Source organism: Halogranum amylolyticum (genome assembly GCF_900110465.1).
Lineage (GTDB): Archaea > Halobacteriota > Halobacteria > Halobacteriales > Haloferacaceae > Halogranum > Halogranum amylolyticum.
In genome coordinates this window covers 329,127-349,400 of record NZ_FODV01000002.1, presented here as the reverse complement: position 1 = coordinate 349,400, position 20,274 = coordinate 329,127, and the positions used below count along the sequence as shown (strand labels likewise).

At 67.3% G+C, this 20,274-nt stretch carries 24 protein-coding genes; 9 read left to right on the top strand and 15 right to left on the bottom strand.

From position 1 onward, the window contains the following. Positions 1-65 precede the first annotated feature (65 nt). On the top strand, positions 66-518 hold the full coding sequence (locus BSG17_RS04970; RefSeq protein WP_089821628.1) for a methylated-DNA--[protein]-cysteine S-methyltransferase: 453 nt from the start codon (positions 66-68) through the stop codon (positions 516-518). Between the two features lie 19 nt (positions 519-537). Here BSG17_RS04970 and BSG17_RS04965 read toward each other — a convergent pair whose 3' ends face one another. Genes BSG17_RS04965 through lonB form a run of 4 tightly spaced genes read right to left on the bottom strand, consistent with a single transcriptional unit; the run spans position 538 to position 4,371 of the window. Then, positions 538-879 (bottom strand): hypothetical protein, encoded by a 342-nt coding sequence (locus BSG17_RS04965; protein WP_089821626.1) that lies wholly within the window; start codon positions 877-879, stop codon positions 538-540. Positions 880-923: 44 nt separating this feature from the next. After that, entirely contained in the window at positions 924-1,316 is a 393-nt protein-coding gene (locus BSG17_RS04960; protein WP_089821624.1) for a hypothetical protein, read from the bottom strand. A 31-nt stretch (positions 1,317-1,347) separates the two neighbouring features. Further along, positions 1,348-2,232 (bottom strand): CPBP family intramembrane glutamic endopeptidase, encoded by an 885-nt coding sequence (locus tag BSG17_RS04955; RefSeq protein WP_089821623.1) that lies wholly within the window; start codon positions 2,230-2,232, stop codon positions 1,348-1,350. Then, on the bottom strand, positions 2,233-4,371 hold the full coding sequence (gene lonB, locus BSG17_RS04950; protein WP_089821621.1) for an ATP-dependent protease LonB: 2,139 nt from the start codon (positions 4,369-4,371) through the stop codon (positions 2,233-2,235). Between the two features lie 166 nt (positions 4,372-4,537). Between lonB and BSG17_RS04945 the strand changes: the two genes are divergently transcribed. From BSG17_RS04945 to BSG17_RS04930, 4 genes are read left to right on the top strand one after another with little or no spacing between them, the layout of a single operon-like run. Next, positions 4,538-5,071 carry a nicotinamide-nucleotide adenylyltransferase gene (locus tag BSG17_RS04945; protein WP_089821619.1) on the top strand — a complete coding sequence of 178 codons (534 nt, stop codon included), beginning with the start codon at positions 4,538-4,540 and terminating at the stop codon, positions 5,069-5,071. A gap of 6 nt (positions 5,072-5,077) precedes the next feature. Then, positions 5,078-5,857 (top strand): SAM hydrolase/SAM-dependent halogenase family protein, encoded by a 780-nt coding sequence (locus BSG17_RS04940; protein WP_089821617.1) that lies wholly within the window; start codon positions 5,078-5,080, stop codon positions 5,855-5,857. Continuing rightward, entirely contained in the window at positions 5,857-6,462 is a 606-nt protein-coding gene (locus BSG17_RS04935) for a trimeric intracellular cation channel family protein (RefSeq protein WP_089821615.1), read from the top strand. The genes BSG17_RS04940 and BSG17_RS04935 overlap by 1 nt, the downstream gene beginning before the upstream one ends. Before the next feature lie 41 nt (positions 6,463-6,503). Further along, positions 6,504-7,031: a 2'-5' RNA ligase family protein gene (locus tag BSG17_RS04930; RefSeq protein WP_089821613.1), complete on the top strand. Its 528-nt coding sequence runs from the start codon at positions 6,504-6,506 to the stop codon at positions 7,029-7,031. 98 nt (positions 7,032-7,129) lie between these two features. Here BSG17_RS04930 and thsA read toward each other — a convergent pair whose 3' ends face one another. Beyond that, positions 7,130-8,689 (bottom strand): thermosome subunit alpha, encoded by a 1,560-nt coding sequence (thsA, locus tag BSG17_RS04925; protein ID WP_089821611.1) that lies wholly within the window; start codon positions 8,687-8,689, stop codon positions 7,130-7,132. A gap of 174 nt (positions 8,690-8,863) precedes the next feature. Between thsA and BSG17_RS04920 the strand changes: the two genes are divergently transcribed. Beyond that, a complete protein-coding gene (locus BSG17_RS04920; protein WP_089822004.1) occupies positions 8,864-9,691 on the top strand; it encodes an amidohydrolase family protein in 828 nt (275 codons plus the stop codon). A gap of 4 nt (positions 9,692-9,695) precedes the next feature. Here BSG17_RS04920 and BSG17_RS04915 read toward each other — a convergent pair whose 3' ends face one another. The 3 genes from BSG17_RS04915 to BSG17_RS26765 form a co-directional block, all read right to left on the bottom strand. Continuing rightward, the gene (locus BSG17_RS04915; protein ID WP_089821608.1) at positions 9,696-10,598 is read right to left on the bottom strand and encodes a glycosyltransferase family 2 protein; all 903 of its coding nucleotides are present in this window, start codon (positions 10,596-10,598) and stop codon (positions 9,696-9,698) included. A 151-nt stretch (positions 10,599-10,749) separates the two neighbouring features. Beyond that, positions 10,750-11,022: a winged helix-turn-helix domain-containing protein gene (locus BSG17_RS04910; RefSeq protein ID WP_089821606.1), complete on the bottom strand. Its 273-nt coding sequence runs from the start codon at positions 11,020-11,022 to the stop codon at positions 10,750-10,752. A gap of 195 nt (positions 11,023-11,217) precedes the next feature. Next, positions 11,218-11,382: a hypothetical protein gene (locus tag BSG17_RS26765; RefSeq protein WP_170864711.1), complete on the bottom strand. Its 165-nt coding sequence runs from the start codon at positions 11,380-11,382 to the stop codon at positions 11,218-11,220. A gap of 94 nt (positions 11,383-11,476) precedes the next feature. Between BSG17_RS26765 and BSG17_RS04905 the strand changes: the two genes are divergently transcribed. Next, the gene (locus tag BSG17_RS04905) at positions 11,477-12,184 is read left to right on the top strand and encodes a class I SAM-dependent methyltransferase (RefSeq protein WP_089821604.1); all 708 of its coding nucleotides are present in this window, start codon (positions 11,477-11,479) and stop codon (positions 12,182-12,184) included. A gap of 119 nt (positions 12,185-12,303) precedes the next feature. Here BSG17_RS04905 and BSG17_RS04900 read toward each other — a convergent pair whose 3' ends face one another. The 5 genes from BSG17_RS04900 to BSG17_RS04880 all read right to left on the bottom strand — a co-directional run bounded on the left by BSG17_RS04900 (position 12,304) and on the right by BSG17_RS04880 (position 17,173). After that, a complete protein-coding gene (locus BSG17_RS04900; protein WP_089821602.1) occupies positions 12,304-12,699 on the bottom strand; it encodes a TRAM domain-containing protein in 396 nt (131 codons plus the stop codon). 105 nt (positions 12,700-12,804) lie between these two features. Beyond that, the gene (locus BSG17_RS04895) at positions 12,805-13,515 is read right to left on the bottom strand and encodes a YkgJ family cysteine cluster protein (RefSeq protein WP_089821600.1); all 711 of its coding nucleotides are present in this window, start codon (positions 13,513-13,515) and stop codon (positions 12,805-12,807) included. Positions 13,516-13,562: 47 nt separating this feature from the next. Then, the gene (locus tag BSG17_RS04890; protein WP_089821598.1) at positions 13,563-14,411 is read right to left on the bottom strand and encodes an MBL fold metallo-hydrolase; all 849 of its coding nucleotides are present in this window, start codon (positions 14,409-14,411) and stop codon (positions 13,563-13,565) included. A 118-nt stretch (positions 14,412-14,529) separates the two neighbouring features. Next, positions 14,530-16,239 (bottom strand): radical SAM protein, encoded by a 1,710-nt coding sequence (locus tag BSG17_RS04885; RefSeq protein WP_089821596.1) that lies wholly within the window; start codon positions 16,237-16,239, stop codon positions 14,530-14,532. Positions 16,240-16,312: 73 nt separating this feature from the next. Further along, the gene (locus BSG17_RS04880) at positions 16,313-17,173 is read right to left on the bottom strand and encodes a DUF429 domain-containing protein (RefSeq protein WP_089821594.1); all 861 of its coding nucleotides are present in this window, start codon (positions 17,171-17,173) and stop codon (positions 16,313-16,315) included. 90 nt (positions 17,174-17,263) lie between these two features. Between BSG17_RS04880 and BSG17_RS26760 the strand changes: the two genes are divergently transcribed. Beyond that, a complete protein-coding gene (locus BSG17_RS26760) occupies positions 17,264-17,422 on the top strand; it encodes a DUF7559 family protein (RefSeq protein ID WP_170864710.1) in 159 nt (52 codons plus the stop codon). Continuing rightward, positions 17,419-17,970: an Hsp20/alpha crystallin family protein gene (locus BSG17_RS04875; RefSeq protein WP_089821592.1), complete on the top strand. Its 552-nt coding sequence runs from the start codon at positions 17,419-17,421 to the stop codon at positions 17,968-17,970. The genes BSG17_RS26760 and BSG17_RS04875 overlap by 4 nt, the downstream gene beginning before the upstream one ends. A 94-nt stretch (positions 17,971-18,064) precedes the next feature. Here BSG17_RS04875 and BSG17_RS04870 read toward each other — a convergent pair whose 3' ends face one another. Continuing rightward, on the bottom strand, positions 18,065-19,183 hold the full coding sequence (locus tag BSG17_RS04870) for an NAD(P)/FAD-dependent oxidoreductase (protein WP_089821590.1): 1,119 nt from the start codon (positions 19,181-19,183) through the stop codon (positions 18,065-18,067). A 171-nt stretch (positions 19,184-19,354) separates the two neighbouring features. Next, on the bottom strand, positions 19,355-20,137 hold the full coding sequence (locus BSG17_RS04865; RefSeq protein ID WP_089821588.1) for a DUF7388 family protein: 783 nt from the start codon (positions 20,135-20,137) through the stop codon (positions 19,355-19,357). Between the last annotated feature and the right edge of the window lie 137 nt (positions 20,138-20,274).

Here is a 20,274-nt window from a genome sequence, read left to right as displayed (position 1 = left end):
CATCTGTACAAAAGGCTTGCGCCACTGGCTCAACTTTCAAGTCCGGGTCGGTCCTCCGAGGGGGTATGGAGGACGCCGGAATCTACGCACGCGAGTTCGACGCGCTAGACACCGTGATCCAGTTGGGTGTCGCAGGTGGGAAGGTCATCGACGTCTCGTTCCCCGAGCGCGTCGCCGACGACGCCGAGGGCGACCATCCGTTGCTCGACCGCATCGACGACTACCTCGCCGGCGATGAGGACCACTTCGACGACGTCCCCGTGGCGCTGACGGTGCCGACGGAGCAGCGCCGAGTACTCGACGCGCTCAGAAAGCTCCCCTACGGCGAGACGGTCGCTGTCGACCGCGTCGCGCGACTGGCGGGGTTCGACGACGAGGACGACGAGGAGATGCGGACGGTGCGGAGCGCGCTTCGCGAGAACCCGACACCGATCTTCGTCCCGGACCACCGCGTCGAGGGCGCAGGAGGGGCGACGCCGCCCGACGTCGGAAAGCGACTGCGAGCAGTCGAACGGTGAGCGGGTTCTCTATCTCACTTCACCGACTTCTCACTCGTCCGTACAGATACAACCCGAGTCCGGCGAGCAACAGCAGGTTCGACGTCGTCTCCGCCGTCGGCCACCCAGTGACGAGTCCGATGGCCTGCGCGACGCCGGAGCCGACGAACGCGACACCGGTCGTAACGCCCAGCGTCTGTCCGTCGCTGTTGACGAGCACGAGATAGCCGACGACGACGATGGCGACGCTGAAGACGACGTCGACGACCAGCGAGACGAGCGGGTCACCCGTAGCGATGGAGACGAGCACGAGCAACACGTAGCCGAGGAGGAACGCGCGCAGCAGGTTCTGCTGTCGTTGGGAGATCTCGGAGGCGGCCATACGCACTCTGGGTGCGTCGGGTACTTCACTCCGGCGTCGCTCCCTCAATGACCCGTACTGCGCGACGTCCCGAGCGACTCGACGACTCCTTTCCCGCCCACGACGCCCGCGACGAGTAGTGAGACAACGACGACGGGCATCAGTGGTCCCTCCGGGTTCGTGTACGCGGCGGCAACCATCGCACACACCGCGACCGTCAGGAATCCGACCGTGAGACGCCGCTCGCGGAGTGCGAGGCGTCTGAGGAACACCCCGTACAACGACCCGAACACGAAGAGGTTGACACCGAACCCGAAGTCAGTAGGCCAGAAGTCAGTACCGACGATTCGGTCGAGGATGGCGAGGCTCTCGAAGAGCACACAACAGCAGAGCCCGACGGCGGCGACGACGTCCGTCGCGTCGAGGTCACGCCGGCCGTCGAACGGGGAAGGGACCATACGCCCGATTCAGCTGGGGTCGTGATAAGCGCTACACCCAGTCGATACCGAACCCCTCGTGCACCACGAACTCAAGGGCGTTGACGAGGTAGTGGGCGACGACGACGACCAGCAGACTCTCGGTCAGCACGAACGCCGCCGCGAGCACGAACCCCAGCATCCCCGTGACGAAGATCCCGCCCGGTCCCTGGGCACCGTGACCGAGCGCGAAGGCGACCGAGGAGAGCACCGCGAGTAGCCACGGCGAGACGCCGAACCCCGCGGCGACGACGCCGACGAGCGCCGCCCGGAACAGCAGTTCCTCGAAGCCGGCGATCACTGGAAGCACGAGAAGCAGGAGCACCGCCCATCCCGCCGCGGAGTCGGGTGCGAGCGCCTCGCGCAACTCCTCGGAGCTCCCGACGCCGAGCCGTTCGCCGAAGGCCGCGCCGACTTCGTTGACCGCGTAGAGGCCGGCGCCGAGACCGACGCCGAGCGCCAACGCGAGGAGGCTCACGCCGTCGTCGCCGAGTCCGAGCGCGTCGAGCGGAATCTCGGTGTACCACGCACCGACGACGAGAAACGCGCCGAACAGCCCCTGCGAGAGCGCGACGTTGACGAGCAGCGACGTCGTCGACAGCTCGTAGCCGCCCCCTGCGTGCAGCCTGTGTCGGTGGTGGCGGTCAACGTCGAGCGCCTCCCAGCCACCGTCCGAGTCGCCGGTGGCGGCGTCGCTGCTCCTCGTGACGCCTCCGTCCGGCGTCGTCCCGTCCGGTCGGTCGCGTCGACGGCGCTTCAGCGGCCGTTCCGGGTCGAACCCGAGCCGTCGCTGGTCGTCGGAGCCGTTGGAAAAAACCTCCTTCGAGGCGTGTGCGAGCAGGAGAAGGAGACCGAGGACGACGCCCGCGAACCCCGCGAACGCCGCCCAGTTGGTCATCTACTGCGGACTGGGGCTGCTCGGACCCTTGTTGACGCTCTTGCCCTGCTGCTTGTCGAGCGTCGATCCGGTGATGCTCTTGAGGCGGTCGATGAGTGAGTCCTTCTCGGGTTCGCCCTCGAGCGCCACGTCGAGCACCTCGCTGATGTGCGAGACGGGGACGATGTCGACCATCTCCTTGTACTCGTCTTCGATCATGACGTCCTGCATGTTCGCCGCCGGGATGATGACGGTGTCCATGCCGGCCTTCGCGGCCGCCTCGATCTTGTGGGTGACCCCACCGACCGGGAGCACGTCGCCACGAACGGACAGCGAACCGGTCATGGCGATGTTCTGTGCGACGCCGACGTTCTCCAGCGCGCTGATGACGGCGGTCGCCACGGTGACGGAGGCGGAGTCGCCGTCGACGCCCTCGTAGGCCTGGACGAACTGGATGTGGACGTCCTTCTCCGAGAGGTCCTCGTCGGAGAACTTCTTGATGATCGCCGAGACGTTCTGCACCGACTCCTCGGCGATCTCTTGGAGCTTCCCGGTGGCGATGACCTGACCGGGCCCCTGCGAGGGAGCCACCTCGGCCATGACGGGCATCACGATACCGGAGTCCTCGCCCATGACGGCGAGCCCGTTGACCCGACCCGTGACGAAGCCGTCGTTGACGGAGAGCTCGTAGTCCTTGCGGCGCTGGATGTAGTCGTCGGCGATCTGCTGTTCGATGCTGCGCGAGCGGCGCTTGGCCTGCAGGACGTGTCCCCGCGTGACCTCGTCTGCGCCCTCCGCACGAGCGATGTCGCCGGCGACGCGCACCAGTCCACCGAGGTTCCGGAACTCGAGGGTGAGATGTCCCTTCCGACCCGCACGGCGGCGGGCCTCGAGGATGACCTCCTCCATCGCCTCGCGGTTGTAGCTCGGGAGGCGGCCGTCCTTGGCGACCTCTTGGGCGACGAACCGCGCGTACTTGCGGCGCATCTCCGGAGTGTCCTCGATGGTGTCGTCCATGTACACCTCGTATCCGTACCCCTTGATACGGGAACGGAGTGCGGGGTGCATGTTCTCCATCGCGTCGAGGTTCCCCGCAGCCACCATGACGAAGTCCGTCGGGACCGGTTCCGTCTGGACCATCGCACCCGAGGAGCGCTCGGACTGTCCGGTGATGCCGAACGCGCCCTCCTGGATGGCGGTCATGAGATGCTGCTGGGAGCGGATGTCGAGCGTGTTGATCTCGTCGACGAACAGCACGCCCTTGTTCGCCTTGTGGATCGCGCCGGGTTCGACGCGGTCGTGGCTCGGCGTCTCCATCCCGCCGGACTGGAACGGGTCGTGGCGGACGTCACCGAGCAGTGCCCCGGCGTGTGCACCCGTCGCGTCCTCGAACGGCGCCGTCTTCGTGTCGGCGTTGTTGACGAGGAGGTTCGGAATCATCGCGTCGCCGCTGCGAGAGCCGTAGCGGAACGCCAGATAGATGATACCCGCCGCGAGGATGCCGAGCAGGATCTGTCCGGCGATGATCAGCGAGTAGCCGAGGACGACGGCGATGATGATCCACATGAGGAACGAGCGCATCTGGTTGCGCTTGCGCGCCTCCTCTTTGTGGGCCTCGACGATCTGTTCACCCTTGCCGGCCGGCACCGTCCGTACCTTCGGCTGGTTGCCGTCGTCGGGGTTGTGGTAGACGAGAACGTCCTGAAGCTCCTCCTTCGGCAGGAGTTCGGCCATCGCCTTCGCGAGCATCGACTTCCCCGTCCCCGGAGAGCCGATCATCATCACGTGACGGCGCTGCTTCGCCGCCTTCATGACGACGTCGCGGGCGTGCTCCTGTCCGATGACCTGGTCGACGAGTCGGTCGGGAACCTCGATCTCGTCCGTCGAGTCGATGAGGAGTCCGCCGAGGAGGTCGTCCTCGTCGACGTCCTCCGCGATGTCGGCGTTGACCTCGACGCTGCTGCCGAGGTCGTCTATCGACCCGCTCTCCGTCCCCTCGGGGTCGGGGTGGTGACCCCGCTCACGGCTGCCGTCCGTCGGCTGGCCCCCGGACGATGGGGCCTGCTCCTGATCCGGGTCCTGGTCCGAATGGTCGGACCGCTCGGAGTCGTGGGCCCCTTGTTCCGGGTGCCTGTCGTCGTTGTCCATGTCGTTGCTCATAGAACTGTGTCGCTGTATAGACCGTAGGGTGCGCGATTGATATACTTTCTCCCCGCGGGTCGACGCGACGCATCACCGTATCCGGGTTTTGACGCCCGTTACGCTCCGTTTCGGTCGAAATCGCCGACTCGTCGGGTTTATAAATGTTCGGTCGAAACTGGGGGGCATGCGGGGGTTCTACATCGGTCGCTTCCAGCCGTATCACAACGGCCACCACCACATGGTGAAAGAGATCGCAACGGAGGTCGACGAACTCGTTCTCGGGATCGGGAGCGCGGGCGACTCGCACTCGACGCGCAACCCATTCACCGCCGGCGAGCGCGTGATGATGATCACCAAGTCGGTCTCCGAGTTCGACCTCACCACCTACGTGGTCCCCATCGAGGACCTCGATCGGAACTCCGTCTGGGTGAGTCACGTCCAGAGCATGTCGCCGAAGTTCGACGTCGCCTACTCGAACAACCCGCTCGTCATCCAACTGTTCAACGAGGCCGGCGTCGAGGTCCGCCAGTCGCCGATGTTCCGACGGGAGGTGCTCGAAGGCACCGAACTCCGCCAGCGGATGATCGACGACGAGGACTGGCGACATCTCGTCCCCGACCCCGCGGTCGACGTCGTCGACGAGATCGACGGCATCGAGCGCATCCAGAAGGTCAGCGACAGCGACTCCAACGGCACCCCCAACGCTCACTCCGAGTAACCGACGATGCTCACGCTCGCCTCCGACTTCGGGAGTCCCTACCCGGCCGCGATGAAAGGCGTCCTCCTCGACCGCCTCGGCGACGTGACGCTGGTCGACGTCGCCCACGACTTCCCCCGACAGGACGTCCGCGCGGCGGCGTTCTGGCTCCGCGAGACGCTCCCGTACTTCCCGCCCGCCGTCCACCTCGCCGTCGTCGACCCCGGTGTCGGCACCGACCGCGCGGCGCTCGCCGTCCGCGTCGGCGACCACGCGCTCGTCGGCCCCGACAACGGGCTGCTCCTGCCGCCGGCGAGACGACTCGCAGCGCGGCAGGGCGGCGACGAGAGCGACGTGGAGGTGTTCGACGTCGCCTACGACGACCCCGACTCACACACCTTCCACGGGCGCGACGTCTTCGCGCCTGCCGCGGCCGACGTCCACGCGGTCGGGGTCGACGCGCTCGACGGGATCGATCGCCTGACGCCGCTGACGGACGACGACTACGTCGACCTCACGTTCCCCGAGGCGACCGTCGCCAGCGACGAGGTGACCGGCGAGGTGCTCGTCGTCGACGACTTCGGTAACGCCATCACCAACGTCCCCGGCGACGTCCTCGCCGACCACGACGAGGCCACGGTGAACGGCGAGCGCGTCCCCGTCGGCGACTCCTTCGCTGCCGTCTCCGAGGGTGACCAACTGCTCACCGTCGGCAGCCACGGCTACGTCGAGTGCGACGTGAACCGGGGACGCGGCGACGAGGCGTTCGGACTCGCCACCGGCGACGCGGTTCACCTCGAGTTCTGATGGACGCCTTCGAGTTCATGAACGTCGTCGGTCTCGTCGCGTTCGCGATGGTCGGGTCGCTGAAGGCTGCCGACGCCGACCTCGATCTCTTCGGCGTCACGGTGCTCGGAATCCTCACCGCCCTCGGCGGCGGGACGATGCGCGACGTCCTCGTCGGCCGGACGCCCGCCTCGCTGCAGTCCGTCGGCGAGATGAGCGTCGCGTTCGTCGGCGTCGGTCTCGCCGTCGTCCTCACGCGGGCGATCCCCGACCGACTGCGCGACCATCCGTCCGTCCTCCTCCCCGACGCGGTCGGACTCGCGGCGTTCGCAGCGACGGGGGCGCTCGTAGGGTCGCAGGCGGGACTCTCACCCTACGGCGTCGTCATCCTCGCCACGTTGACCGCGGTGGGTGGGGGGAGTCTGGCGGACCTGCTTCTCACACGCGTCCCCGTCGTCCTCCGTGAAGACTTCTACGCGACGCCGGCGCTCTTCGGCGGTGTCGTCTTCTGGCTGCTGCTTCGGCTGGACGTGACGGGCGACACTGCCGCGCTCGTCTGTGCAGGACTCGTGTTCTCGGTTCGCGTGCTCGCGCTCCGCTACGACTGGGAGCTACCGCGCGTCTGAGCGGTCGTAACAGATTTGACAGCCCGCTGTGAGCTTCGCTCGTGAGCATCATCGTCGGCCCCACGCTGCCGGAACCGTACTACAGCACCGTCAAAGACGTCTGGGCGGACCTCGACGCCGAGTTCGGATTCGGCAGCATGGTCAACCCCTTCCCGCACTTCACGCTCTACGGCCTCGACGACGCCGACGTCGACGCCGTCGAACGAGTCGTCTCGGAGGTCGCCGCGAACCACGGCCCCTTCTCGGTCCGGACAGACGGTATCGGCGTCTTTCCGGGCAACCACGTCTACGTCCCGGTGACGCACTCGCGTACGCTCGGTGACCTCCACGGCGAGATGGTCGACGAACTCCGTGCGCTCGGCGACCCGCTGATGCCGTTCTACGAGCCCGGGAGCTGGTTTCCGCACGTCGGACTCGCTCTCGGCGTCGACGACGAGCAGGTCGGCGAGGTCGTGTCGTTCCTCCTCGACTACGACTTCGCGTGGGAGTTCACCGTCGACAACGTGGAGGTCGAGTACTTGAGTGACGAGGCGAGTCAGTTCGAGCGCGTCGCGTCGGTCGAACTCTGAGCGGTTGCGCGGAGCGTAGGACTGTCGTCCCTGCTCTCCGCACTGACGGAACAGAAACCTCGAAAAACCAAAGAGCTCGATTCGACTCGGCTTCGACCTTACTCCGCCGCGATGACGTCGTCGATGCGGACGATCATCGTCGCAGCCTCGGTGGCGGACTCGATCGCCTCACGCTTGACGGCCGCGGGGTCGATGATGCCGTACTCGACGGGGTCGGCGACCTCGCCGGTGCGGCCCGTGGAGATGATGCCCGCGCGGCCCTCCTTGTCGAACAGCGCGCGGAGGTCGACGATGGCGTCGATGGGGTCCATCCCGCAGTTCTCCGCGAGCGTGCGGGGCAGCGAGTCGACCGCGTCGGCGAACGCCTCGACGGCGAGCTGCTTGCGGCCCTCGATACCGGCGGCCTCGGCGCGGATGTAGTCCGAGATGGCGATCTCGGTGCAGCCAGCACCCGGGACGACGCCGCCCTTGTCGAGCGCGGCGATGACGACGTCGACGGCGTCGTTCATCGCGCGTTCGAGTTCGTCGACGACGTGTTCGGTGCCGCCGCGGAGGAACAGCGTCACGGACTTCGCCGCGTCGCCGCCCTCGACGAAGGTGAGTTCGTCGTCGCCGAACTTCTCGACGTACACCGTGTCGACGTGGCCGAACTCCGACTCGTCGACGTCGCCGAGCGAGCCGAGGCGCTTCGCGCCGGTCGCGCGGGCCAGCGCCTTCGCGTCCGTCGACTTGACGTTCTTGAATGCGAGGATGCCCGCGTCCGCGAGGTAGCCCGCGACGCGGTCGTCGATCTTCTTCGTGCAGAAGACGACGTCGACGCCGGCCTCCTTCAGCGTCTTCGCGTAGCCGCGAAGCTCCCGGTCTTCGGCCTCGATGGCGGCGTTGAGCTGGTCGACCGAGGTGATGTTGTACTCCGCCTTCGACTCACCCTTGCGAACTTCGAGTTTCATGTCGAGGACGGCGACGGTCGCGTCCTCGACGCGCTTGGGCATGTTGCCGTTCGCGCGCTCCTTGTCGATGACGACGCCCTCGACGAACGACGTCGCCGACGAGGAGGCACCCGTGCGGGTGAGTACGCGGATGTTGTCGCGGTCGATCCGCTCGCCGTCGGCGACGTGGCGGACCGCCTCGACGACGAGCTTCGCGAGGGCGTCGGCGGTGACGTCGCCGGTCCCCTTGCCGGTCATCGAGGACTCGGCGACCTGCTGGAGCGTCTCGTCGTCGCCGAGGTCGAGATCGAGTACCATCTCGTCGATGGCCTCCTGTGCGAGACGGGCACCCTCGTGGTACCCTTCGACGACGACCGTCGGGTGGAGGTCAGCGTCCAAGAGGTCCTCTGCCTGTGCGAGCAGTTCGCCCGTGAGGACGGCGGCGGTCGTCGTCCCGTCGCCGACCTCCTCTTCTTGGGTCTGGGCGACTTCGACGATCATCTGTGCGGCGGGGTGCTCGATGTCCATCTCCTCGAGGATGGTCGCGCCGTCGTTCGTGATGACGACGGTGCCCGAGGAGTCGACGAGCATCTTGTCCATCCCTCGCGGACCGAGTGTGGTCCGTACCGCGTTGGCGACGGCCTTCCCGGCGCGGATGTTGGAGTCCTGCGCGGCCTGCCCGCGGGTCCGCTGGCTGCCTTCCGAGAGAATGAACATCGGTTGCTGCATGCGACTTGCCATGATGAGTAAACCTCAGCAGTCCCATGGTTAGCGGTTCTATATATCTGTTTCTATCGTGGTCCTCAGAATCGCATGACAGCGTCGGGGTACACTGCGAGCTGCTGGCACGCCTCCCACGCCTGTATCGACAGGAACATAACGGACGATACGGAGATGCGGACGATGCTGGAGTTGGAACACGGCTTTCGAGTCGTGGACGTGAACGCACGGCTCGATCCGGACTCGGGTGCGGTCGCCACCCGGGGACGCGAGATTACCCCCGAGCGACTCGAACGCGAGATGCACCAGGCGGGCGTCGTCCGGGCGGTCGTCGCACCGAGCGTCCGCCCCCGCTCGGAGGGGTATCTCCGCGCGAACAACGCTGTCGCGCGACTGAGCGTCGACCGGCCGTTCCTCGCGTTCGCTCGCCTCAACGGGGTTCGCGACGTCGCCAGCGGCGCGACCTCCCGTCTCCGCAACCTCACGGTCACCCGGAAGGAGCACCACGTCTCGCCGGAGGACGTCGAACAGTACGCCTACGACGGCCGGTTCCACGGGTTCGTCCTCGACCCCGCCCGCGACGGGCTCCCCGACGACGCGGTCCTCGACCGACTCGACGACGTCAGTTTCCCCGTACTCGTCTACGCGGGCGAGGCGTTCCCCCCGAGCGCCGTCGCCGACTATCTGCTGGACCACTCCTTCCCGGTCGTACTGACGAGTTTCGGTGGCTTCCCGCTCAACCGCGAGCTGATGGGAGAGGCGATCGACCTCCTCGACCAGCAGGACGACCTCTATCTGGAGACGAGTTTCGTGCGCTACCGTGCCGTGCTAGAACGCGCACTCAGAGAACATCCCGACCGCGTGCTGTTCGGCAGCGGTGCACCCGAGACACACCCGGACGTCGGCGTGATGGAGCTGTTGACGCTCGACGTCTCGGAGGACGCGATGCGACGTGCCTTCTCGAAGAACCCCTCGCGCGTCGTTCCCGAACTCGGCCCCGGCGGCGGCTGATCTCTCACCGCCAGTCGTACCGTGCGACCGCCCGGTCGGCACGCTTCGACAGCCCGTGGGGGTTGCGCGACCGGTCTCGGTCGCGTGCGCGAGCGACCAGTCCGTCGGAGGTGCCCGTCGAGATACCGCCGACGACGTCGCGGCCGTTGCCGAACCACCCCGTCGGCGTCCCCTCACCGCCGAGCACGTCGCGAGCGGCCGAAGCGGCGTCGCCCACGGCGTGGGCGAGCGTCCGATGGACGACCGTCGGGCGGAGGCCGTAGTTCTTCACCAGTCGGTAGGCGAGTGCGCGGTACTTCCACCGCCAGTCGCGCTGCTGGACGCCGCCGTCGGCCTCGTACTCCCGACGGACGCACATCTCCGGTGTCCAACTGACGTCGGCGTCGAACCCACCGAGTCGGTGGGCGGCGTCGCGCGCGCCGCCGGTCTCGAGATACTCGTCGAAGCCGTCGAGGTCGTGGAGCGTCCGGCGGCGAAAAGCGACGTTCCGACCGTTGAAGTAGGTGACGTGACGGTTCGCGATGTCACGCTCCTCGGCCTCCTCGGTCGTCATCCCTCCCTGCAGCGTCTGGTGAGTCGGGCCGGTGACGACGTGGGCGTCCTCCAGGCCCGTACGGAGCGCGTCGAACCACGACTCCTCGACGACGAGGTCCTGTCCGAGGAAGGCGACAGCGTCGCCGTCGGCTACTTCGACGCCGGCGTTGCGAGCGACGTTGAGTGTCCGTGCCGAGATCTCGACGAGCACGTCGACGTCGTCGCGTTCGCGAACCATCCCGGTTGTGCCGTCCGCGGAGGGACCGTTGACGACGATCACCTCCGCGTCCGGCGCGTACGCTGCCAGCGAGTCGAGGCTGGCGGCCAGCTGGTCCCGCCCGTTCAGGGTCGGGACGACGACCGAGACGTGCATACCAGCTACCAGTACGACGCGACACTTAAACTGACGCATCTCGCGGAGACGAAGTCGGAAGGAAGTGGGTGCAGCCGGAGACGGCTTGGTCAGGTGTCTCCGGCCTGCCGTGGTCGACGTATGCCGACCAGTCAGCTGTCCGTTCGGGTCGTCAGCAGTTCAGGTAGTAGACCTGCTTGCGTGCGTCCTTGAAACTGTAGCGCGACCCGACCAGGTCAGAGTCCTCGAGGCGGTTCAACGCGTAGCGGACCGTCCGGTCGGGGAGGAGCGACTCCTCGGCGAGCTGCCCCTGCGAGAGCGGTGCGTCGCTCTCGAGCACTTTGGCGACGAGTTTCGCACTCGGCGGCAGTTCGCGGAGACGGTCGCGGAACTCGGTCTCTGAGAGTAGGTCTTCACTGCTGGCTTCTGCGGTACTGGTGCTCATACTACACGGTCGGACGTCGCCAGTGGTAAAGGTTGGCTACATATAGAACAAAAGCCTTGAGACTCCTTAAGGTCCTAATATCTATGAGGTATACGCGGCGCAGTCGGGCGATCTTCCCGTCCCGAGCGATTGTTCGTTCGGGTTTTCCTCCGGTCTCTCGGAATTTTTGTCCCAGTGACAGACCGATAGGCGCAACTACGCGTCCCGCAGGCGGTCGACCTCGGGGCGGTCGCCGTGACGACGGTACCGTCCCATCAGACACTCGCACGTCGGACAGTGCACGAGCAGAACACCTCGACGGTCGTGACGGACGAGTTCGTCGACGTTGTGGTCGGCCTCGCAGCGGTGACAGACTGGCATACGATAACTATGACAGCAAGTGCCATAGCTCTTCTACCGAGAGACGACCGCATCCAATACGACTTTACAGTTCGGGTGAGCAGTCAGGGGTAGTGTGAAAGGGAAGGAGTGGTACCAGGCCGACGACGTGGCCCAGGAGTACGACGCCAAGCGGTTCTCCGACGGCGGGCGGCTCATCGACCGGCGCGAGAAGGAGGCGGTGCTGGAGGCGCTCGGTCCCGTCGAGGGGAAGAACGTTCTCGAGATCGCCTGCGGCACCGGCCGGTTCACCGTCATGCTCGCAGAGCGCGGCGCGGACATCGTCGGACTCGACATCTCCTCGGCCATGATGGCACAGGGTCGTCAGAAAGCCAAGAGCGCCGGCGTCGACGGACTCGTCGAGTTCATGCGCGGCGACGCCGCCCGCTTGCCGTTCCCGGACGACCACTTCGACGCGGTGTTCGCCATGCGGTTCTTCCATCTGGCAGACACCCCGGCGAAGTTCCTCGCGGAGATGTGCCGCGTCTCGAAGGACCAGGTGTTCTTCGACACGTTCAATCGGTACAGCACGCGGAGCGTCTACACGTGGCTCCTGCCGATGGGGTCGCGACTCTACTCGCGAGTCGAAGTCGAGAACCTCCTCTACGGTGCGGGGCTGGAACTCGTCTCGGACGCCCACGACTTCGTCCTCCCGTTCGGCTTCTACCGGGAGATCCCCAACGAGGTCGCCGGTCGGGTCCGAGAGCTGGACACGAAGCTCCGCGGCAGCGGTCTCGGCGAGAAACTCGCCTCAGTGTCGTACTGGAACGCCCAGGTTCGGTGAGCGGGACACGATCGCCCGCTCGTCGGTTCTCGTAGACGCTCGTCGATCTGCTCCCTGAGAATCGAACCCTGTGGCTCGCCGGGGATCACTGGTCCTCCGGCCGACGACGAGACCCCCTCTCAGAAGTCGTCTTCGATGATCTCGCCGACCGCGAAGTTCGACTTCACTTCCGTGATCTCGACTTTCACTCGCTCGCCGATCTCTGCGTCGGGGACGATGATGACGTAGCCACGCTCGACGCGTGCGATGCCGTCGCCCTGTTTACCGATGTCTTCGATCTCGACGTACCGGAGCTCGCCGGTTTCGACCGGCGGTTGCGGCTCGCTCGACGTCCGGGTCTCACCACTCTCGGACTCGACCGTCTCCTCGCGGGAGATGAGCGCGACCCGGTAGATCTCGTCGACGTCGACGGAGCCGGTTTCGATCTCGCGGCGGGGGACCTCGACGATGTATTTGTCGTCTTCCTCACGGACTTCGGCATTGAACAGACACAGGAGCTTATCTGAGATTTCCAAGGTGTAGACCTCCAGTTCGACTATGCAGTTGGCCGCCGTCGTTAAAGAGGTACCGCCGGCCCGTTCGACGCTTTCGTGGGTCGGTTCTGTCGCGTCGTCGCCCGGCTACCGCGGCGTCCCGTCCCGCCGCTTCGTCCCCTCGGAGTCGTGGACGACGACCTCGCCGTCGGCGTCGACCGGCCGGTAGCTGTCCCGAACGCCGATGGCCTCCTCCAGCTCGCGGACAGCCCGCTCTTTCAACGCTCCTGCGAGCTCCTCGGCCTCTTCTCGGGAGATGTCGCGGCCGAGTCCCTCACACTCGTGGGCGCGGATCATCCCCTCCTCGTCGCCGGTTTCACCGGCTGCTCGTTGCGCTGGCAGCGCGACGCTGTCGACCGCTTCACCCATCGGTTGGCTCGTCCCGCCGAGAGCGACGCTGAACGGGTAGGTCTCACAGATGAGCGGACGGTCGTCGTGGACCTGACACGCCCCCCTCCCCTCGTCGTCTTCGGTGTAGAAGGTACAGTCGCCGCAGGCGTCGGTCTGGAGCGCCCACTCGAACGTCTCGCCTTCGAGGCCGTCGTCGCCCTCGGTGAGGCCGTAGGGCATCGGACGGGCGACGTCCCGCCACTCCCGATCCGTGGCCCCCTCCAACTCCCGCACCTCGTCGGGGAAGACGGTCGCCGTGTGCGGTTCGTGCTCGCCGTCCTCACCGTCGTACCCCTTACAGCAGGCTCCACAGCGGGTGCACTCGAAGCCGATCGTCTCGATGGCGTCCGCTAACGCCGAGACGTCGAGCTCTCGCGCCCTCCCGAGTTCGGCTTCGAGGGTCTCCATGGCTGGTCGTCGGCGGTGGCGACACAAAACCCCGTCGGGACGGGTCGCTACTCGGTCCGTTTGGGCTGGTCGGTCCCGTCGGAGTGGTCGGTCTCGTCTGTCCGATCGGTCCGTTCGGCGGGAGCGGCCCGCTCGGTTTCGGCGTCCCAGTCGACGCGCCCCTCCTCGGCCAACTTCTCGACGTGTGCGACGACGGTCGCCCGTGCGAGGTCGCGCACTCCCGTGAGGTCCTTCTCGTAGGCGGCGTTGAGGACGGCGTCGACGTCGCGTGCGCCGTCCGCGACGGCGTCGAACACGCGCTGCTCGCGGTCGAGTCGGTGATCGACGAGGCGAGCGAGCACGGCGTTCGGTTCCCTGATAGCGGGACCGTGTCCCGGGAGGAGCCGGTCGGGGGCGCGGGCCTGCAGACGGAGGAGCGCGAGGACGTAGGCGATCATATCTCCCTCCGGCGCACCGACGACGACGCTGCCCTCCGCGACCGCGAGGTCGCCGCTGACGATGTCGTCGTCGACGGCGAAGGCGACGTGATCCGGCGCGTGGCCGGGCGTGTCGAGGACGGCAACTTCGCGGCCGTCGACGGGGAGACGCGTCCCTTCGCCGAACGTCCGGTCGGCTGTACGGCCGGTCGCGTCCTCGAATCGCTCGACGTAGTCCTCGTGCCCCCAGACGGTCGCCCCCGTCACGTCGGCGTAGTGTGCTACCGCGCCGACGTGGTCGGAGTGGGTGTGCGTAACGGCGACGTGTGCGACGTCTCGCTCGGCGACGAGCGCGTCCAACCGCTCGCTCCGGCCGGCGGGGTCGACCAAGAGCGCGTCGGTGCTCCCGAGGAGGTAGGCGTACGTCTGCCCGGTGGGAGCGCGTGTATCGACGGAGACAGACACGCGAGCGATATCCATACCCACTCGGTGACGGCGGCGGAAGAAAAAAACTGCCTCAGTCGGCCGGCGACGCGGACCGCCGATGCCGGACTGCGGCCGTCGTAGACGACCTACGTCGCCGTTGCAGCCGGTCCGGTCAGTCCGAGGAGACGCCGGTGAACTTCGAGAGGTCGACGTCGCCGCCGACCTCCCCGGCCGACTCGTAGGGTCGGTTGACGATGATGTTGCCCGCCGTCTGCTTGCCGACGCCCGGGATCGACGTCAACTCGTCCATGCTGGCCGCGTTCAGGTCGAGCGGGAACGGGACGCCCGTCACCGACCGGTAGCCGTAGTCGACGATGGAGACGTCGACGGTCCGACCGAGTTCACGCTCGCCCGGGATCCCCACCAAGAGCGGGTAGGTGCCGAGCTGCCGACCGAACGTCTTGCCGTCCTGGTGGTACTCCAGGTGGACGTCTTCGAGGACGGTTCCGGGCGGGGCGACCCGCCGCAGCATCGGTCGGTCGATCTCCTCGCGGACCTCCCGCTTGTACTTCTTGAACAGTTTCTTGTGGTCCTGGGCGATCTGCGCGCCGGTGTCGGACATGTCGGTCCCGTCGAACGCCATCACCTGCCGGATGTTGATGCGGCGGACCATCAGCCCCTCGTCGTAAACGCGCTGGAGGAACTGCTTGTTGTGCTCGAACGTCTCCTCGCGTTCGCCTTTGAGACCGTGCAGGAGGTTGATACCGGGGAGTAGCTTGGGGAGCCTGTCGGGCGCCTCCTCGTCGAACGTCGGCGCGTCCTCGGGGTCCTCGCCGGGGCGCCACCCGCCGGCCTCGTTGACGATGCGGACCGCTTCGAAGCACTCCTCGGCGCTGACGTTGAGGTTGTTCTCCTCCTGTACCAGCGGGTCGGCGGATTCGAGACCGAACGCGGCGGTGTCGCCGGGCGTGTTGTGCTCGGCGATGATGCGGATCCCCTCTCTGGACTTCTCGGGCCACTTCGCGATGGTGATGGGGTTCATGTTGTCGAGGTGGAGCGTCCCGAGGTCGGGTGCCACCTCGCGGATACCGCCGTACAGTCGCCGCAGGGCGTCGGGGTTCGGTGCCTCGCCGTCGCCGCCGAACGCGAGGATGTCGGCCTGTCGGCCGAGACGGAAGTGTCGCGCCCCGCGCTCGTAGAGATTCTCGACCTCCTTCACGACGGAGTCGGCGGTGCGGAACGCCGGGTTGCCGTACAGCGGTTCCGTACAGAACGAACAGCGGTAAGCGCACCCACGAGAGGTCTCCATCTCACAGATGAGATACTCCGGGTGGTTCGGATGCTGTTCGACGACGAACGCCCCCTCGGCGGCCCAGCGGTCGAGTTCGTCGTTGTCGCGCATCCGGTTGCCGAACCCCTCGAGTCCGGAGTCGACGAGGTCGTAGACGGCGGCTTCGACGTCACCTTTCGCGACGAAGTCGTAGTCGAGGTCCTTCCGCTCCATTTCCATCCCGCCGGCGTTCTCGTCGCCGACGCCGAAGCGGATGGGGCCGCCCATCAGCGACGTCCCCTCGGCGACCCACGCCAGTTCCCGAACTTCGTCGGGTTCGGCGGGCGTACCGCCGACGTACTTGCCGGGGACGGTCATCCCGCCGATGTAGATCATGAGGTCGGCCTCGGCGACGTCGGCCCACTTCCGTCGCTCCTCGCGGAGTTCGTCGATGGTGTGGTAGGTGATCTGCGATTCGGGGACGCCGGCGTCGACAAGCGCGCCGGCCGTAAAGCGGGGGTACGTCGAGATGTACGGCGGCACGCCGAAGTGTGCCGGTTCGTCGACGTACCCGTCGACGAGCGTCACGGACAACTCGGCCGGGTCAGTCATGTGCCCGGTTTTGCGACCGAGCGGTAAAACGGTGCGGTTCCGGTACCGCTCGGCGTCTCGTCGCGGCGACCGCTCAGACGTAGGTGTAGCCTTCGAGCGCCCGCCGTCCGTCTGTCGCACAGAGCGTCCCCGAGTCACGCGTGTTGCGGTAGGCGGCAACGGCCGCGACGACAGCGTCGAGCGCGTCGTCGCCATCGTCGACCCGGTGTCGGACGTCGTCGGCGACGGCGACGCCGTACTCCACCAGTCCGTCGCGGACCGACTCGCGTCGCTGGCGGCCTCCCTCGCCGTCGGTCTCGTCGGTCACGTGGAGGAGGCCGAGATCCTCGAGCGTCCCGGCCGGATACACCTCGAGCAGCGACGGTTTCGTCGAGTCGGGCGACTGCATCGGGTGGACCTGAACCAGGTCGGCGGTGACGAGCGGACGGAGAACGTCTCGGATTCCGTAGAAGGTCCGAGCGGCGAGGTGAGGGTCGTACGGCGGCAGCGCGCTCAGCGGCTCGTCCGTCTCCCGGAACAGTCTCGTCTCCACCCCGCCGTCGACCAGTTTCGCCAGTTCGACGCAGCGCCGACTGAACTCCTCCGGCGAGGCGAACCGACTCGGGAAGCGGTGGACGAACGTCTCCCAGTCGTCGGCACCGACGAGCGGCGCGGGGACGCCGAACGGGAAGTCGACGCCGACCACCACGTCGCCGCCGAGTCTGCCGAGGAACGCCGCGAGCGCCGGGAGAAGCGCCTCGCGGTCGGCCGGACAGTCGAATCGCTCCGTGGCCGGGCGGCAGTCGACGAGGCGGAGACCGGCCCCGTCGAACCCCTCTCCACCGTCGCAGGCGGGGTCGACGACCCCCTCGGCGACCCAGACTCCGTCGTCGGCGTCGTCGCCCCCGCGGAAGTCTACGCCGTACACCCGAGACGGTGGTTCGAAGCCGTTCATACCCTCCTCTCGCCGGTTCGACAGATAAGGGCTCCGGCGGGAACGGCCGCCCCCGCGCCACTTATCAGGGTGGGACCACTATCCTCTCGCATGCCTGCCACCCTCGAAGTCAAGTGCACGAGCCCTGACTGCGAACTCGACATGTTCGAACTGCACTACACGTACGACATGCCGGACGACGTGGGGGTCGCAGACTTCGTCTGTCCGTACTGCCGGGAGAGCGAGACGCTGGAGGCTATCGAACTATGAGCGGGTTGCGGGAGTTCGGCAAGAGCGCGTTCAACGCCGTCCTCGACCGGGCCGGACGAGGGATGAGCAAGGTCCAGGAGCGAAAGCCGCTCTCCTACGACCTCCTGGAGAGCGACGACGCCTATCTCGTCGTCTTCGACGCCCCCGGTGCGACGCAGAGCGACCTCCAGGTCCGCTTCCTCGACGGCGAGGTTCAGGTCCGTATCGACCGCTTCCGCGACTTCTACGAGGGGTTCGAGATGCGCTTCCCGGGGCGTGGCCTGTCGCTCGACGGCTCGGCACGGCTCCCCGACGACGCCGACGTCGACCCCGGTCGTTCCTCGGCGACGCTGACGAAGACCGGCACGCTGCAGGTCCGCATCCCCAAGAGCGAGACGGCGCACGACGTCCAAGTGCAGGAGGAAGACGACGACGTCGAACGCATCGGTCTCGACGACGAAGACGAAGGGGAGATCGAACTCGAGGACGCCGAGAACGAGGAACCGGTGGACCTCGGCGACGAGACGTCCGACTACGACGCAGAGGATACCGAGAGACGGGACGACTGACGCATCTCTCCGCGCCGTAGTTCCCTCCCACTTCACTCCTCTCCGGACATGCTCCGTACTCCGTTCTTCTCTCCACCCTTCTTCCTGCTCGCTTCTAGTCGTCTCTCTCGTCGACGGTCATCCCTTGGAAGACCGCGAACTCCTCGTCGCCGTCGAATCGGGTCGGCTCGAAGGGTTCGATACCCGTCTCGCCGCGGATCTGGCCGGCGATAGCCTCCGCCGTCGCCGGCGCGCGCATGAACCCGTGGCCCTGCCAGCCGGCGGCGACGTAGACGTCCTCGGCGACCTCGCCGAGCAGCGGGTCGCCGTCGGGTGTCGCCGTACAGAGTCCCGCCCACGCCCGCTCGACGTCGACCGCGTGGTCGGCACGAGTGCGCAGTTCCGTCGTCAGTTCGTCGACGAACCACTCGTCGGCCTCGCGGTTCCACTCGTCCGGGTCGGCCTCGACGGGTTCGGTGCCGTCGCCGCCGAGCAGCCCCGTCGGATGCGGGCGGAAGTAGACATCTGCGGAGGCGTCGAAACACATCGGCCCCTCGTAGGCCGTCCGAGACGTGAGCGCCTGCACGCGGTACGGTTTGAGCGCGAGGGAGACGCCCGCCTCGGCGAACAGCTGCTTCGTGTGCGCGCCGGCGGCGACCAGCACCGCGTCGAACCGTTCGATCGCCGCGCCGACGACGACACCCGGCGGATCGGTGTGGAGACCGACCGCACGGCCGGTGCGGAACTCGACGCCCGCGGCCCGTGCGCGGTCGGCCATCGTCGTGACGTAGCTCGCGGGGTCGGCCCGCCCGGCGTCGTTGGCGACGGCGGCCACGGCGACGTCGTCGACGACGAGGTGGTCGCCGAACCGCGCGTCCAGCTCCTCGGGGGAGAGAACCTCGACGTCTCGTCCGTGGTGGCGCATCCGGTCGACGCTGCCGACGATGGCCTCGGCGACCTTCTCGTCGCCCTCGCGGGCGAGAAAGACGTAGGGGCAGTCGACGAACGCGAAGTCGCCGGTGCCGGAGAGGCGACGGAAGCGTTCGACCGACTGCGCGGCGAGTTCGCCGTCGACGTCCTCGGCGTAGGCGTCGTAGACGATCCCCGCGGCGCGACCGGAGCTACCGTTACCGGGTTTCCCTCGGTCAAAGAGAGTGACGTCGGCACCCGCGACGGCGAGTTCCGTCGCGGCGGTGACGCCGACTGCACCCGCTCCGACGACTGCGACGTGCATACCGAGGCGTCACTCCCGGGGCACATATAGTAGCTCGGACAACTGTTCACACACCCGACCGCACGACAGCGGCTGGTCGGGTGTGTGATGACTTGCACTCGGGACTATAGCTTGCGGGCGAAAATTCCTCCACTCGGTCGAGGCGTCAGAACTCACCCCGGCGCGGCCGAGTCAGTCGAGGAACTCGTCGACGCCGCGGGCGGGGTAGCCGGCGACTACGTCGACGCCGAGCGCTTTCAGCTCCCGGACGCGCTGGCCGACCTCCTCGGGTGTGCCGACGAGCGTGTAGTCCCGGCTGGCCTTCGAGAGGACCTCGCGCGCACGGCCCGTCGCGCTGCTGTCGGTCGGTGCGTCCTCGGGGAGCGCCCGCCGGACGGGGCCGCGTCGCGAGACGTAGCCGCCGACGGCGTCGAGGATCTCGTCCTCGTCGTCCGAGCAGACGGTCGGCGCGTAGAGCACGATCGTCTCCTCGAACCCGGCGGCGCGGAGCGCCCGCACGTCGCGGTCGGTGGTCCGCGAGAGCAGTTCGTACTGCGGGCCGCCGGCGGCGAGCGCGACGCGTTCGATGCCCTCGGTGCCGACCCACGCGTCGGCGTTCCGTTCGCGGGCCGCCCCCAGTCGCGGGGCGATCGCTCGCGATCGCTCGGCGTCGGTGAGATACGCCGGGTGCCCGGCGACGAACACGGGGTCGACTTCCGCCGGCAGGGTGTCGTAGAGGCTGTCGTCGCCGAGCGGGTCGAACCCGTCGGCACGGACGGGCGTCGTCACGAACACGCGCTTCTCGGCGGCGAGTTCGGACAGCAGCTCCGTCGACGGAAGCCGCTCGCGGCCCTCGTAGTCGATGGCGACGGTGTCGAACGGGAGCTCCAGTGCCCGTCGGACGTCGCACTCGGCAGGCTTCAGCGCCGCGACGTCGAGGCCCGTCTTCGAGACTGTGCGCTCACCGGTCAACATGTGGAATCACTACTCATAGAGAGAAGGTGGTCAGTGGCGTCGCGGAACGCGACCCATCGTCTGTGCGACCATGTACCTGCTCGTTCCGTGGTTTCGGCAATAAGCCTGTCGTTGACGACGGTGTTTTGCGACGGCGT

What these genes read in the sequence shown, in the direction of transcription:
- BSG17_RS04970 (WP_089821628.1), top strand. Translation starts at nt 66, where the DNA reads ATGGAGGACGCCGGAATCTACGCACGCGAGTTCGACGCGCTAGACACC.
- BSG17_RS04965 (WP_089821626.1), bottom strand. Translation starts at nt 879, where the DNA reads ATGGCCGCCTCCGAGATCTCCCAACGACAGCAGAACCTGCTGCGCGCG.
- BSG17_RS04960 (WP_089821624.1), bottom strand. Translation starts at nt 1,316, where the DNA reads ATGGTCCCTTCCCCGTTCGACGGCCGGCGTGACCTCGACGCGACGGAC.
- BSG17_RS04955 (WP_089821623.1), bottom strand. Translation starts at nt 2,232, where the DNA reads ATGACCAACTGGGCGGCGTTCGCGGGGTTCGCGGGCGTCGTCCTCGGT.
- lonB (WP_089821621.1), bottom strand. Translation starts at nt 4,371, where the DNA reads ATGAGCAACGACATGGACAACGACGACAGGCACCCGGAACAAGGGGCC.
- BSG17_RS04945 (WP_089821619.1), top strand. Translation starts at nt 4,538, where the DNA reads ATGCGGGGGTTCTACATCGGTCGCTTCCAGCCGTATCACAACGGCCAC.
- BSG17_RS04940 (WP_089821617.1), top strand. Translation starts at nt 5,078, where the DNA reads ATGCTCACGCTCGCCTCCGACTTCGGGAGTCCCTACCCGGCCGCGATG.
- BSG17_RS04935 (WP_089821615.1), top strand. Translation starts at nt 5,857, where the DNA reads ATGGACGCCTTCGAGTTCATGAACGTCGTCGGTCTCGTCGCGTTCGCG.
- thsA (WP_089821611.1), bottom strand. Translation starts at nt 8,689, where the DNA reads ATGCAGCAACCGATGTTCATTCTCTCGGAAGGCAGCCAGCGGACCCGC.
- BSG17_RS04920 (WP_089822004.1), top strand. Translation starts at nt 8,864, where the DNA reads ATGCTGGAGTTGGAACACGGCTTTCGAGTCGTGGACGTGAACGCACGG.
- BSG17_RS04915 (WP_089821608.1), bottom strand. Translation starts at nt 10,598, where the DNA reads ATGCACGTCTCGGTCGTCGTCCCGACCCTGAACGGGCGGGACCAGCTG.
- BSG17_RS04910 (WP_089821606.1), bottom strand. Translation starts at nt 11,022, where the DNA reads ATGAGCACCAGTACCGCAGAAGCCAGCAGTGAAGACCTACTCTCAGAG.
- BSG17_RS26765 (WP_170864711.1), bottom strand. Translation starts at nt 11,382, where the DNA reads ATGCCAGTCTGTCACCGCTGCGAGGCCGACCACAACGTCGACGAACTC.
- BSG17_RS04895 (WP_089821600.1), bottom strand. Translation starts at nt 13,515, where the DNA reads ATGGAGACCCTCGAAGCCGAACTCGGGAGGGCGCGAGAGCTCGACGTC.
- BSG17_RS04890 (WP_089821598.1), bottom strand. Translation starts at nt 14,411, where the DNA reads ATGGATATCGCTCGCGTGTCTGTCTCCGTCGATACACGCGCTCCCACC.
- BSG17_RS04885 (WP_089821596.1), bottom strand. Translation starts at nt 16,239, where the DNA reads ATGACTGACCCGGCCGAGTTGTCCGTGACGCTCGTCGACGGGTACGTC.
- BSG17_RS04880 (WP_089821594.1), bottom strand. Translation starts at nt 17,173, where the DNA reads ATGAACGGCTTCGAACCACCGTCTCGGGTGTACGGCGTAGACTTCCGC.
- BSG17_RS26760 (WP_170864710.1), top strand. Translation starts at nt 17,264, where the DNA reads ATGCCTGCCACCCTCGAAGTCAAGTGCACGAGCCCTGACTGCGAACTC.
- BSG17_RS04875 (WP_089821592.1), top strand. Translation starts at nt 17,419, where the DNA reads ATGAGCGGGTTGCGGGAGTTCGGCAAGAGCGCGTTCAACGCCGTCCTC.
- BSG17_RS04870 (WP_089821590.1), bottom strand. Translation starts at nt 19,183, where the DNA reads ATGCACGTCGCAGTCGTCGGAGCGGGTGCAGTCGGCGTCACCGCCGCG.
- BSG17_RS04865 (WP_089821588.1), bottom strand. Translation starts at nt 20,137, where the DNA reads ATGTTGACCGGTGAGCGCACAGTCTCGAAGACGGGCCTCGACGTCGCG.